General features: G+C 70.1%; 11 protein-coding genes. 5 read left to right on the plus strand and 6 right to left on the minus strand.

Annotated elements, in window-relative coordinates; all coding sequences use genetic code 11:
* Nucleotides 1-25: 25 nt before the first annotated feature.
* Nucleotides 26-718 (minus strand): general stress protein, encoded by a 693-nt coding sequence (locus ACIBH4_RS33775; protein ID WP_399173491.1) that lies wholly within the window; start codon nucleotides 716-718, stop codon nucleotides 26-28.
* A 139-nt stretch (nucleotides 719-857) separates the two neighbouring features.
* Entirely contained in the window at nucleotides 858-2,297 is a 1,440-nt protein-coding gene (locus ACIBH4_RS33780; RefSeq protein ID WP_362518670.1) for a GuaB1 family IMP dehydrogenase-related protein, read from the minus strand.
* A gap of 134 nt (nucleotides 2,298-2,431) precedes the next feature.
* Here ACIBH4_RS33780 and ACIBH4_RS33785 point away from each other — a divergent pair, with 134 nt between their 5' ends.
* Nucleotides 2,432-2,899 (plus strand): GyrI-like domain-containing protein, encoded by a 468-nt coding sequence (locus ACIBH4_RS33785; RefSeq protein WP_362518673.1) that lies wholly within the window; start codon nucleotides 2,432-2,434, stop codon nucleotides 2,897-2,899.
* Nucleotides 2,900-3,018: 119 nt separating this feature from the next.
* On the opposite strand, the gene ACIBH4_RS33790 is transcribed toward ACIBH4_RS33785, so the two are convergent.
* The 3 genes from ACIBH4_RS33790 to ACIBH4_RS33800 all read right to left on the minus strand — a co-directional run bounded on the left by ACIBH4_RS33790 (nucleotide 3,019) and on the right by ACIBH4_RS33800 (nucleotide 5,222).
* Entirely contained in the window at nucleotides 3,019-3,246 is a 228-nt protein-coding gene (locus ACIBH4_RS33790; RefSeq protein WP_362768970.1) for a hypothetical protein, read from the minus strand.
* A gap of 189 nt (nucleotides 3,247-3,435) precedes the next feature.
* Nucleotides 3,436-4,089, minus strand: a complete 654-nt coding sequence (locus tag ACIBH4_RS33795) for a nitroreductase family protein (protein WP_362518679.1) — start codon at nucleotides 4,087-4,089, stop codon at nucleotides 3,436-3,438.
* On the minus strand, nucleotides 4,089-5,222 hold the full coding sequence (locus ACIBH4_RS33800) for a CaiB/BaiF CoA-transferase family protein (RefSeq protein ID WP_362518681.1): 1,134 nt from the start codon (nucleotides 5,220-5,222) through the stop codon (nucleotides 4,089-4,091). The genes ACIBH4_RS33795 and ACIBH4_RS33800 overlap by 1 nt, the downstream gene beginning before the upstream one ends.
* 202 nt (nucleotides 5,223-5,424) lie before the next feature.
* Between ACIBH4_RS33800 and ACIBH4_RS33805 the strand changes: the two genes are divergently transcribed.
* The 4 genes from ACIBH4_RS33805 (at nucleotide 5,425) to ACIBH4_RS33820 (ending at nucleotide 10,813) form a co-directional block, all read left to right on the plus strand.
* Nucleotides 5,425-7,086, plus strand: coding sequence for a serine/threonine-protein kinase (locus ACIBH4_RS33805; RefSeq protein WP_362518683.1), 1,662 nt, complete (start codon nucleotides 5,425-5,427; stop codon nucleotides 7,084-7,086).
* A gap of 1 nt (nucleotide 7,087) precedes the next feature.
* Nucleotides 7,088-8,068: a 2-hydroxyacid dehydrogenase gene (locus tag ACIBH4_RS33810; protein ID WP_362518686.1), complete on the plus strand. Its 981-nt coding sequence runs from the start codon at nucleotides 7,088-7,090 to the stop codon at nucleotides 8,066-8,068.
* Nucleotides 8,069-8,186: 118 nt separating this feature from the next.
* Nucleotides 8,187-9,536, plus strand: a complete 1,350-nt coding sequence (locus ACIBH4_RS33815) for an FAD-binding oxidoreductase (RefSeq protein ID WP_362518879.1) — start codon at nucleotides 8,187-8,189, stop codon at nucleotides 9,534-9,536.
* Nucleotides 9,537-9,553: 17 nt separating this feature from the next.
* Nucleotides 9,554-10,813, plus strand: coding sequence for a class I SAM-dependent methyltransferase (locus ACIBH4_RS33820; RefSeq protein WP_362518689.1), 1,260 nt, complete (start codon nucleotides 9,554-9,556; stop codon nucleotides 10,811-10,813).
* A gap of 103 nt (nucleotides 10,814-10,916) precedes the next feature.
* Here ACIBH4_RS33820 and ACIBH4_RS33825 read toward each other — a convergent pair whose 3' ends face one another.
* Nucleotides 10,917-12,449: a long-chain fatty acid--CoA ligase gene (locus ACIBH4_RS33825; RefSeq protein ID WP_362518692.1), complete on the minus strand. Its 1,533-nt coding sequence runs from the start codon at nucleotides 12,447-12,449 to the stop codon at nucleotides 10,917-10,919.
* Nucleotides 12,450-12,515 lie beyond the last annotated feature (66 nt).

Here is a 12,515-nt window from a genome sequence, read left to right on the forward strand (position 1 = left end):
ACCTTGGCGAAGGACGTCGAGCCGGTTAGGAGGCGGTGGCGCGTCTGCAGGTCGGCCGCGCTCGTACACGAGGGGGAGGCTTGGCGGGCGGCGTGGGGCGGGGGGGGGGGGGGGGGGGGGGGGGGGGGGGGCCGCGGGGGGGGGGGGGGGGGGGGGGGGGGGGGGAGGTGGCCCCGGTGGCGGCCGGGTCGTACATGCCGGCGGAGGGGGGAACCTCCACCACCATGGTGTCGGCAGGGCCGGGGGTCGACTCCAGGACGGCCCGCGCGTGGTCCATGTGGGAGGCCGCGACCAGCACGTCGTAGCGGCCGGCGACGATCGCGCTGCGCGAGGCGAAGTCCCGCTTGCCGCCGGTGAAAAGGTGGTTGATGAACCCGAACGCGGCTCCCATCACGGCCCCCCACAGGGCCGCCCAGAGCACGAGGACGAAAAACGACATCGTGGTCGAGGTGAACAGGCCGAGGAACATTCCCACCACGGCGCCGAAGGCCGCGCCGCTTCCGGCTCCGGTGAGCGCGGCCCGCCCGTTGGTCATCCTGCCGGTGACGGTCTCCTCGAGTTTCAGGTCGCTGCCGACGATCGCCACGTTCTCTACGGGGAAGCCCGCGTCGGATAGCCCGTCCACGGTTCGCTGTGCCGCGAGGTAGTTGTCGTAGCCTGCCAGGACCCTCCGGTCCACGACGACCTGCGTGTCCAGGCCGGTGGGCGTTCCATTCATGTCCGCTCGCCTTTCGGTGGTGGAAGATGGCTCGACGAGCCGACTACCCCGTGGCGGTAGGAGGATGCGTGTCCTTTCCCGGGATCTCGACCTCTACGGCGAGATCCCGGGAAAACGGTGTCCCGCGCCGTCGGGTGGATCACCAACTCTGGTGGAGCGGCATTCCCTCGGTGTAGCCGGACGAGCTCTGGACGCCGATCACCGCGCGCTGGTGGAACTCCTCCAGGGTGGAGGCCCCCGCGTAGGTGCACGAGGAACGCAGACCGGCCACGATGGCGTCGATCTGGTCCTCGACGCTGGGCATGGCCGGGTCGAGATACATTCTGGAGGTCGAGATTCCCTCCTCGAACAGGGCCTTGCGCGCCCGGTCGAAGGGGGAGTCCTCCGCCGTGCGGAGTCTCACCGCCCGGGCCGAGGCCATGCCGAAGTTCTCTTTGTACTTGCGCCCGTCGGCGGCGGTACGGGTGTCGCCCGGCGACTCGTAGGTGCCCGCGAACCACGAGCCGATCATCACGTTGGACGCCCCCGCGGCCAGGGCGAGGGCGACGTCGCGGGGATGGCGGACGCCGCCGTCGGCCCACACGTGGCGGCCCAGCCCGCGGGCCTCGGCGGAGCACTCCAGCACGGCGGAGAACTGCGGGCGGCCCACGCCGGTCATCATCCGGGTGGTGCACATCGCCCCGGGGCCGACGCCGACCTTCACGATGTCCGCCCCCGCCTCGACGAGATCCCGCACGCCCGCGGCGGTGACGACGTTGCCCGCCGCGACGGGCACGTCGGGGCCGAGCGCGCGGACCGCCCTCAGGGCGCTGATCATCTTCTCCTGGTGGCCGTGGGCGGTGTCCACGACCAGGCAGTCCACCCCGGCGTCGAGGATCTCCTTGGCCTTGGCGGCCACGTCGCCGTTGACTCCGACGGCCGCCGCGACGCGGAGCCTGCCCGAGTCGTCGACGGCAGGCCGGTACAGGGTGGCGCGCAGCGCGCCCGTCCTGGTCAGGATGCCGACCAGCCGGCCGTCCGCGTCCACGACGGGGGCGAGCCGGTGACGGCCCTCGTGGAGGCGGTCGAAGGCCTCGCGCGGGTCGAGCCCTGCGGGCAGCGTGAGCAGGTGGTCGGACATCACCTGGGAGAGCTGGGTGTACATGTCCACGCCCGAGCAGTCGCTCTCGGTGACCACGCCGGCCGGGCGGTTGTCCCAGTCGACGATGATGATCGCGCCGTGGGCCCGCTTGGGCAGCAGGTTGAGCGCCTCTCCGACGGTGTCGTGCGGGGTGAGCGTGAGCGGTGTGTCGTGGACGAGGTCGCGTTTCTTGACCCAGTCGACGACGTCGGTGACCACGTCGATCGGGATGTCCTGCGGGATCACGGTGATCCCGCCCCGCCGCGCGATGGTCTCCGCCATCCGCCGCCCCGCCACCGCCGTCATGTTGGCGACCACGACGGGGATGGTGGTTCCGGTGCCGTCCTGGCTGGAGAGGTCGACGGCGAGCCGCGAGCCGACGGAGGAGAGCGACGGAACCATGAAGACGTCGCTGTAGGTCAGGTCGTAGGCCGGTGCCATCTCATTGAGGAATCTCACGTTGCTCCACCTTATGCCGTGAATTGCCGGATATGAGCGTTCCCCTTTTCCCGGCCTTCGAAGAGGACTGGCAGCTCGGAGCGGGGACTAGGATCCGATTTGCGTGAATAAGTGGATGGCCATGAGGAGGCATTGTGATCGTGGTTGATCGGCCCGAGATGCTCGTCGTAGGTCATGCCGTACGGACGTCGAACGCCGACGAGACGGAGCCTGGCCGGGGGAGGCTCGGCGTGCTCTGGGCGCGGGCGGGGTCCCCGGGGGCGTTCGCCCATGTGCCGGGACGGGTCGACGAGAACATCTACGCGGTGCTCACCGACTACGAGAGTGACCACCACGGTGCCTACACCCAGATCGTCGGGGTCGCCGTGCGCAGTGCCGCGGCGCTGCCCGAGGGGATGGTGGCGGTACGGGTGCCGGGGGTGCCGTCGCTGAAGGTCGAGGTCCGCGGGCCGATGCCGGGTGTCCTGCTGGAGGGGTGGCAGCAGCTGTGGAAGCACACCGAGTCGGGAGGCACCCCGCCGAGGGCCTTCACCACCGACCTGGAGGTGCACCACCCGGGGGGAGCCGACATCTACGCGGCGGTCCTGTCCCCGATGCGCTGAGCGGGGCCGTTCCCGGCACGCCGGGCGGAGTGGCAGGGGTCCCCGCGGCCGCTCCGGGTCCTTCCCTCGTGTTCCCTCGTGCCGGTTTCTCCCGGTCGGGGCCATTTGCGGGGACGGGCTCAGTCCTCGTCACCGGGCGGGTCGGGCAGCCGCCAGCCGGAGACGACCAGCGGGAGCACGAAGTGCGTCAGGGCCAGGGCGAGCGTCAGCGCGAAGGACGCGTCCCCCGGCATGGAGTGTTCGCGACCCAGTGCGACGCCCAGGGCGAGGGCCATGACGAAGACGGCGGCCAGGATGCCCGTCGTGAGCCGGTGGGCGATGGCGACGGTCCGCAGGCGCTCGCCCACCTGGCGCTCGTCCAGGTCGCGCTCGGATTGTGAGGAGGGTGCCTGGGGCGCGGAAGCCGACCGGACCGGTGGAGCGGAGCGGGCCCCGGAACGGCGATGGGCCGCCCGTGTCTCGGGTGGGGGTCGTTCCGTTCAAGCCTCGGGAGAGGCCGTTCCGCTGCCAGGCGGGGCGGTCCAGGCCGCCGGCGGTCAGCCCTCCTGCCCCCACAGGGGCTCGGGGATCTCGAAGCCCACGTCCTGGCCCCACCGGTTGCGGTAGCTCACCTCGTGCGCGGGGCGGCGGGGTGCGACGCCCCAGCGTCCGGTGGGGTAGCCGAAGGTGACCGTGCAGGCCAGGGTCCAGCCCTTGCCCTCGGGCACGCCGAGCACCCGCAGCGTCTCCTCGGCGTGGAAGATGCCGAGCACGCTGGTCAGCGCGCTGCCCACCCCGTGGGCGCGGGCGGCGAGCTGCGCGCTCCACACCGAGGGGAAGATCGAGCCGCCGGACGGGTCGTTGCGGACGAACGCGAACAGCAGCAGCGGATAGCCCTCGAAGTGGTCGGCCAGGTACTGGGCCGACTTCAGGACGCTGAGCGTCCGGGTGTCGCCCTCGGCCTCGGCCTTCTCGCGCATCGGCCGGTAGTGGCCCTCGAAGAGCTGTCCGAGCGCGTCCCTGTAGAGAGGGCCGAGCCGTTCCTTCACCGCGAGGTCGTCGACGAGCAGGAAGCGCCAGCTCTGCACGTTGCCGCCGCTGGGCGCGCGGACCGCGGCGTCCAGGATGCTTCGCTGGACCTCCTCGGGGATCGGGTCCGGCCTGACCCTGCGCATCGCCCTGGTGGTGTAGAGGGCCTCGAAAACGTCCATCAGGCCAGCACCCCCGCTTCGCGCAGCCGTGTCGCGGTCTCGTCGGCCAGGCCCCAGGAGGAGAGGTCGTCCAGCCGGGTGGAGGGGGAGAGGTCCTGCTCGGGCGCGCCGAGCAGGCGTGGCGTGGGCGCGGGCTGTCTGATCCCGCCGATCTCGACGAAGGTGCCCCTCGCCTTGTTGTGCGGGTGATCCGCGGCCTCGCCCATCTCCAGCACGGGGGAGACACAGGCGTCCGTACCGTCGAAAACCGCCTCCCACTCGGCGCGGGTTCTGGATCGGAACGCCTCGGCGAGTCGCTCGCGGAGCGCGGGCCACCGCGACCTGTCGTCTCGGTCGGGCAGGTCCTCCAGGCCCATCAGGGTGATCATCTCCGTCCAGAACTGCGGCTCCAGCGCGCCGACGGCCATGTATCCGCCGTCGGCGGTCTCGTAGGTGTCGTACATCGGCGCGCCGGTGTCCAGCAGGTTCGTGCCGCGCGGGCCCCAGCCGCCGGTCTGCACGCCGTGGCAGAACATCGCGAACAGCGTCGCCGCGCCGTCCACCATGGCGGCGTCGATCACCTGTCCCACGCCGGTCCGCTCGCGTTCGATCAGCGCCAGCAGCACGCCGTACGCGAGCATGAGGCCGCCTCCCGCGAAGTCGCCGAGGATGTTGATCGGCGGGGTGGGGCGCTCGCCCGCGCGGCCCAGCATCGACAGCGCGCCGGAGACGGCGATGTAGTCGATGTCGTGCCCCGCGGTCGGGGCGAGCGGGCCGTCCTGGCCCCAGCCGGTCATCCGCCCGTAGATCAGGCGCGGGTTGACCGCGTGCAGGTCGGCCGGGCCGATGCCGAGGCGTTCGGCGACTCCCGGCCGGAAGACGTCGACGACCACGTCGGCCCGGCGGGCCAGCTCCTTGAACGCGGCGACCCCCTGGGGGGACTTGAGATCCAGGCCGACCGTCCGCTTGCCCCGGTCCATCACGTCGGCGCGCGGCCTGTCCCCGGCCTTGGCGACGACGCTCACGCGATCGACGCGCAGCACCTCGGCCCCGTGGTCGGCAAGCATCATCCCGGCGAACGGCCCGGGGGCCAGTCCCGCCAGTTCGAGCACGCGGACTCCGGCCAGCGGGCCCTTCCTGGTCACGCGCTCCATCGACATTCTCCTCGGGGGTCGCCGGTTCTCTGCGGGTACGGCGTTGACGAGCAATCACTTGGTCGTGAACACTGCCGTCCCTCTCGCCACAGTAGAACAACATTCGACTTTCGATGGCAAGACACATCGCCAGGAGCCGCGTGAGGCCCGCGCGTGTATGGGAAACTTGCGCCCTCTCCGAATGGTACCTAGGGGTCTTACGATGACATATCCGCACAGTGAACGGGTGGTCGCTGGGCGCTATCGATTGCTGCGAGAGCTCGGCCGGGGCGGGATGGGCGTGGTGTGGGAAGGCCACGACACCCTCCTCGGCCGCTCGGTCGCCGTCAAGGAGGTGCTCCTGCCGCCCAACCTCTCCCCGGCCGAGCACCAGGTCCAGCTGACCCGCACCTCCCGCGAGGCCAGGACCGCGGCGAGGCTCAACCACCGGGGCATCGTGGCGATCTACGACGTGGCGGAGCAGGACGGCCGCCCCTGGATCGTGATGGAGCTGGTCAGGGCGCGCGGGCTGGACGAGGTCGGCCGGCTGCCGGTGCGCCAGGTCGCCGACATCGGCCGCCAGGTCCTGTCGGCCCTGCGCGCGGCCCACGAGGCGGGGATCCTGCACCGCGACGTCAAGCCGAGCAACATCCTGCTGGACACCGAGGGACGCGCGGTGCTCTCCGACTTCGGCATCGCCACCGTCGAGGGCGACACCTCGCTCACCCAGACGGGCATGGTGACGGGCTCGCCCAGCTTCCTGCCGCCCGAGCGCGCCACCGGCGTCGACGCCGGCCCCTGGTCGGACCTGTGGGCACTCGGCGCCACCCTTTACGCGGCGCTGGTCGGCAGGGGGCCCTTCGAGCGCCGCGACGCCATCTCCACCCTCAGCGCGCTCCTCACCGAGGAGCCCGACTTCGGTCCGGTACCTCCGGAGATGCGAGCGGTGCTCACCGGCATGCTCCAGCGGGAGCCCGCCCACAGGCTGACCGTGCGGCAGGCCGACGCGATGCTGGCGGAGGTGATCGACAACCCGTCGGCCGCGGCCCGCCGCACCGGGGAGACCGTCGTCCGCCCCGCGGCAGGAGGCAGGGGGCACCGTACGGAGGAGAGCTTCGGCCACGCCGGCAGGACCTCCCAGAACAGGCACGAGACCGGGATCTCGGCTGCCTCCGGGCGTCGAGGGGGAGGGCGGCTCCCCCTCATCCTGGGGGCCGTCGTGGCCCTGGCCGCGGGGGGCGCCGCGGCGGCCGTGGCGATGTCGCGGTCCGACCAGCAGCCGGTGGCGCGTTCCGTGCCCACGGTCGCCCAGACCGAGCCGACGCCGGTGGAGCAGACCACGTCGCCGACGCCCACCCCGACCCCGACTGCCACCCCGACTCCGACCCCGACCAGAACGACGGCGCCCGCCGGAGGGCTGAAGGTGTGGCGGGCACGTCCCCCGGAGAACTGGTCGATTAGCTACCCGGCCGGATGGAGCGGTGACTGGGCGGCCGAGACGGGATACACCCAGTGGCTGCGTCGCGACGGGGCAGCCCACATGTCGGTGGAGCCGCTGGAGGGAGACGCCGACGGACTGGAGGCACTCCAGGAGGTCGTGAGGGAGAACGCGGCCCAGTGGAGCGAGATCCACTCCGAGGACACGGTCAGCATCCCCCTCGCCTACGGGGCCGGGCTCCAGTGGGAGTTCACCTGGAGCATGAAGGACGGCGGGGGAGCACCCTGGGCCAGGTCCGGGGTGACCTATCACGAGGTGCGGCGGTTCGTCGCGGTGGGCAACTCGGTGCTGGTGCTCAGCTGGACCACCCACGAGGCCGACTGGGACACCCAGCGTGCCCTCATGACCCGCGTGTTCAACAGCTTCCACCCCCGTGGAGGTGAGTGACATGCCCTGGAAGGTGCTCGCGCTGCCGCCGCTCCCCGAGGAGGCGGTGCGCAACCTGCTCGGCTCGCTCGGCGACCGGATCGCCGTCTCGGTTCCCGCGACCCGAGACAGAAAGTCGCTGCTCGCCGCACTCGGCGACGCCGAGATCGTGGTCGGCGACTGGAGCGGCGGGCTCACCCTGGACGCCGAGGCCGTCCGGGCCGCGCCGGACCTGGCGTTCGTGCAGCAGCCCTCCGTGGGGGTGGACGGCCACGATCTCGCCGCGCTCGCCGCGGCGGGCGTGCCGCTGGCCAACACCGCGGGGGTGAGCGCGATCGGGGTGGCCGAGTGGTGCCTCGCCGCCGCCCTCGCGCTGTCGCGGCGGCTGCTCGACGCCGACGCGGCGGTCCGCGCGGGACGCTGGCCACAGCTGGACCTCGGCCCCGCCGAGCTGTACGGGTCGCGCGTCGGCATCGTCGGGTTCGGCCCGATCGGCGAGGCCGCCGCCCGGATGTTCGCCGCCCACGGATGCGAGGTCTCCTACTGGACCCGTACGCCGCGCGAGGTGCCCTACACCTACAGAGAGCTCGGTGATCTCGTCGCGAGCTCCCACGTGCTCGTTCTGGTCATCCCGCTGACGGAGGAGACCAGGGGGATGATCGACCCCTCCCTGATGCCCTCGGGCTCGCTGCTCGTGAACGCGGCGAGGGGACAGGTGGTCGACTCGGCGGCGCTGCTGGCGGCCCTGGAGTCCGGGCACCTGGGTGGCGCCGCGCTCGACGTGTTCGACACCGAGCCGCTGCCGCCGGACGACCCGCTGCGCACCGCTCCCCGGGTCCTGCTCTCGCCGCACGTGGCCGGGGTGACCCCTCAGTCGACCGGCCGCCTGATCCGGTGCGTGCTGGACAACCTGGAGGCCGCGATCGAGGGCCGTCCGGTGACGAATGTGGTCAACGGGGTTGATGCGGTGGTCGGTCGAAGATCACTGGAAGAGCGGTCGTAGAGTTTTCTCGTGTTTAACGCGTCCCACCTGGTTCCGGAGACATCCGAGATATAGCGTGCCTAGGGGCGATCTTTCTGATGAGGTCATGGGGGTGATTACCGTGCGACAGACGACAGGAATGCCGGCGCACCGGCAGGCGGTGGAACAGATCAGGGCGTCCTACGCCGCCATCCCGCAGGACGCGGCGCCCCGGCTCTCCAAGGCCACCACGAACCTGTTCCGGTTCAGGGACGGCGCCCGCTCGGCGAAGCTGTCGGCCAAAGACCTGGACCAGGTGATCGAGGTCGACCCGGTGGCGATGACCGCCGAGGTCCAGGGGATGACCACCTACGAGAACCTGGTGGACGCCACGCTCGCCCACGGGTTCATGCCGCACGTCGTGCCGCAGTTGAAGACGATCACGCTGGGCGGGGCGGTGACGGGGCTCGGCATCGAGTCCACCAGCTTCAGGGACGGGCTGCCGCACGAGTCGGTGGAGGAGCTGGAGATCCTCACCGGTGACGGACGGATCGTCGTGGCCCGTGACGACAACGAGCACCGCGACCTGTTCCGCGCGTTTCCCAACTCCTACGGCACGCTCGGCTACGCCCTGCGGATCCGGATCAAACTCAAGCGCGTTCAGCCCTACGTCAGGCTGACCCACATCCCGTTCGGCGACGCCGACAAGTGCATGCTCGCGATGCGGGAGATCTGCGAGCGCGGCGAGTACGAGGGCGAGCGCGTCGACTTCGTGGACGGCACGTTCTTCGAACCCGGCGAGCTCTACATCACGGTGGGCCGCTTCGCCGAGCGTGCCCCGTACCTCTCCGACTACACCGGGATGCGCATCTACTACCGGTCGATCCAGACCAGGACCCGTGACTGGCTCACCGTGCGCGACTACCTGTGGCGCTGGGACACCGACTGGTTCTGGTGCTCGCGTGCCTTCGGCGTGCAGACCGCGCTGGTGCGGTCCCTGATGCCGCGCAAGTGGATGCGCTCGGACGTCTACCGCAGGCTCGTCGGTCTCGACCGCAAGTACGGAGTGATCGCCAAGGTCGACCGCTGGCGCGACCTGCCCGTGCAGGAGTCGGTCATCCAGGACATCGAGGTTCCCGTCGAGCGCGGTGCCGAGTTCCTGGAGTTCTTCCACACCAAGGTCGGGATGGCGCCGGTCTGGATGTGCCCGCTGAGGTCCACGGGCGAGTGGCCGCTCTACCCGCTGGAGCCGGGACGGCTTTACGTCAACTTCGGCTTCTGGGGAACGGTGCCGCTCCCCAGGGGGCAGTTCGACGGCTATCACAACCGTCTGATCGAGAATCGGGTCCACGAGCTGGAGGGGCATAAATCGCTGTACTCCACTTCGTTTTACCCAGAAGATGAATTTTGGCGGTTTTATAACGGAACTGCCTACTGGCCGGTCAAGCGGGCATACGACGGGGGTGGCCGGTTGCTCGATCTCTACGACAAGTGTGTTCGGGGGCGTTAGTAGGAGAGGTTGTTTCTGTGTCGCTCGCAGAGATCTTCGAGAAGGTCATGGGGCCCGAGGCGGACGTGCGCTTCGTCGCCTACGACGGAAGCAAGGCCGGACCGGACGGTGCCGACATCAGCGTCGAGGTGAAAACCCCGGCGGCCGTCGCCTACCTGGCGCAGGCACCCGGAGAGCTGGGTCTGGCGAGGGCGTACGTGTCAGGACATCTCGACGTCCACGGTGACATGTACACCCTGCTGTCCCGCATGTGGTCGCTCACCGTCAACGACATCCCGGTCGGGCAGAAGCTCTCGGCCGTTCGAGCCATCGGGGTCCGCCCGCTGCTGACGCGAATGCCGCCGCCTCCGCAGGAGGTGCGGCGCAGCGTGCTCGCCCGGATGGGCAGCAGGCACGCCAAGCAGCGTGACGCCGAAGCCATCCACCACCACTACGACGTCTCCAACAAGTTCTACTCGTGGGTGCTCGGCCCTTCCATGGCCTACACCTGCGCGGTCTTCCCCGAACAGGACTCCACGCTGGAGGAGGCGCAGCTCGCCAAGTTCGAGCTCGTCGCCCGCAAGCTGGCACTCAAGCCCGGCATGAGGCTGCTGGACGTCGGCTGCGGCTGGGGCGGCATGGTCATCCACGCCGCCCGCGAGTACGGTGTGAAGGCGCTGGGTGTCACGCTCTCGCGCCAGCAGGCCGAGTGGGCGCAGAAGGCCATCGCCGAGGCCGGTCTCGGTGAGCTCGCCGAGGTCCGCCACATGGACTACCGCGACGTGCCGGAGACCGGCTTCGACGCCGTCAGCTCGATCGGCCTGACCGAGCACATCGGCAAGGACCAGTTGCCCTTCTACTTCCGTTTCCTTTACGACAAGCTCGTCCCCGGCGGCCGGCTGCTCAACCACTGCATCACCCGCCCGACGGGAACGGAGAAGACGCTCAACGCCGGTGGGTTCATCAACCGCTACGTCTTCCCCGACGGAGAGCTGGAGTCGGTCGGCTACCTGGCCCGCCAGATCGAGGACACCGGCTTCGAGATCCGCCACGAGGAGAACCTGCGCGAGCACTACGCGCAGACCCTCCGCTTCTGGTGCTCCAACCTCGACGACCACTGGGACGAGGCGGTCCAGGAGGTCGGCGAGGGCACGGCACGGGTCTGGCGCCTCTACATGGCGGCCTGCGTGGTCGGCTTCGAACGCAACAAGATTCAGCTTCACCAGATCCTCGGAGTGAAGCTCCACGACGACGGCAGGGCCGGCGTCCCGCTCCGCCCCTCGACCGACTGGCCCTGATCTCCGGGACACCCGCTCACGCGCGGGTTCCGGGAGGCACGTCGCGTGCCTCCCGGAACCGGCGCCGCCGCCGTGCTCTCATCGGCCGCAGGCCTCTCACCTCTCAGCGGAGCTCGCGCTTGAGGATCTTCCCGGTCGCGGTCATCGGCAGGGCGTCACGGAACTCGATGATCCGCGGATACTTGTACGCGGCCATGTTCTCCCTGCTCCAGGCGACGAGCTCGTCCTCGGTGATCGTCGCGCCGGGGGTGCGGATGACGTACGCCTTGACCTCCTCGCCGTGCGAGTCGTGGGCGACCCCGACCACCGCCGCGAGGGAGACCTCGGGATGGGTGATCAGGACCTCCTCCAGCTCGCGCGGGTAGACGTTGAAACCACCCCGGATGATCATGTCCTTCACCCGGTCGATGATGGCGTAGTAGCCGTCGGCGTCGCGGGTGGCGATGTCGCCGGTGCGGAACCAGCCGTCCCTCATGACCTCGGCGGTCGCCTCGGGCCGGTTGTAGTAGCCCTTCATGACGTTGTGACCGCGGATCGCGATCTCGCCGGGCCCCTCACCCTCGATCGTCTTCCAGTCGGCGTCGATCAGCTTCATCTCCACCCCCCAGATCGGGGTGCCGATCGAGCCGGGCTTGCTGGGCCTGCCCGGCTGGTTGAAGCTGGCCACCGGGGAGGTCTCCGACAGGCCGTAGCCCTCCAGGATCCCGATCCCGAAGGTCCTCTCGAAGTCCTTCAGCACCTCGACGGGGGAGGAGGCGCCACCGGCGGCCGCGACCTTGAGCGAGGTGGGCACCTCGTCGCCGTCCGCGTGGATCTTCGACAGCATGGCCCAGTACATGGTCGGCACGCCCGCGAACAGCGTGACGTTCTCGGCGCGCATCAGCTCCAGGGCCGGGCCCGGCTCGAAGCGCGGCAGGAGCACGATGGTCGCCTGGCGCCGGAACCCGGCGTTCATGACGACGGTCTGCCCGAAGGAGTGGAAGAGCGGCAGCACCGCCAGGTAGGCGTCGCCGCCCTCGGTCCGAGGGAACATCTCATCGGAGACCATGGCGTTGAGCAGCATGTTCTGGTGGCTGAGCTCGGCGCCCTTGGGCTGGCCCGTCGTGCCGCTGGTGTACAGGATCACCGCGGTGTCGTCGGGCGAGGTCTGCACGGTCTCGAACTCGCCGGACACGCCGTCCAGCGCCGCCCACAACGTCTCCCCGTACTCGGACTCGGTGGCGAACGCGGTGGCGGGCAGGACGAGGAAGTGTTCCGCCGATGACTCCTCGAAGCCCGCCCTCCCTCGCTCGCCCAGCGGCAACTCGGGGGTGCCCTCGAAGCAGAACAGCGCCTTGGCCTGCGAGTCCTCCAGGTGGTAGGCGATCTCTCTGGACTGCAGCAGCACGTTGAGCGGCACGACCGTCGCGCCGGTCTTGAGGATCCCGTAGTAGACGAAGGGGAAGTAGGGCAGGTTGGGGCAGGCCAGCGCCACCTTGTCGCCCTTACCGATCCCCCGGGAGACCAGTAGGTTGGCAACCTGGTTCGCGATGGTGTTGACCAGGGAGTACGGCAGCCGCAGGTCACCGAAGACCAGTGCGGTGCGGTCGGGGGCCTCCCGGGCGCTGTCCTCCAGGGCGATCGACAGGTTGAGCATCGTGCGTCCTCCTCCAAGCGGGCTCTGACTTTGCTCATACTGGCAGTCAGAGATACCGACCGGTAG

The sequence above is a fragment of the Streptosporangium sp. NPDC050284 genome (assembly GCF_044459525.1).
Lineage (GTDB): Bacteria > Actinomycetota > Actinomycetes > Streptosporangiales > Streptosporangiaceae > Streptosporangium.

Coding starts and splice junctions, on each gene's coding strand:
- ACIBH4_RS33825 (WP_362518692.1), bottom strand. CDS start 12,449: ATGCTCAACCTGTCGATCGCCCTGGAGGACAGCGCCCGGGAGGCCCCC.
- ACIBH4_RS33775 (WP_399173491.1), bottom strand. CDS start 718: ATGAATGGAACGCCCACCGGCCTGGACACGCAGGTCGTCGTGGACCGG.
- ACIBH4_RS33805 (WP_362518683.1), top strand. CDS start 5,425: ATGACATATCCGCACAGTGAACGGGTGGTCGCTGGGCGCTATCGATTG.
- ACIBH4_RS33810 (WP_362518686.1), top strand. CDS start 7,088: ATGCCCTGGAAGGTGCTCGCGCTGCCGCCGCTCCCCGAGGAGGCGGTG.
- ACIBH4_RS33800 (WP_362518681.1), bottom strand. CDS start 5,222: ATGGAGCGCGTGACCAGGAAGGGCCCGCTGGCCGGAGTCCGCGTGCTC.
- ACIBH4_RS33795 (WP_362518679.1), bottom strand. CDS start 4,089: ATGGACGTTTTCGAGGCCCTCTACACCACCAGGGCGATGCGCAGGGTC.
- ACIBH4_RS33815 (WP_362518879.1), top strand. CDS start 8,187: ATGCCGGCGCACCGGCAGGCGGTGGAACAGATCAGGGCGTCCTACGCC.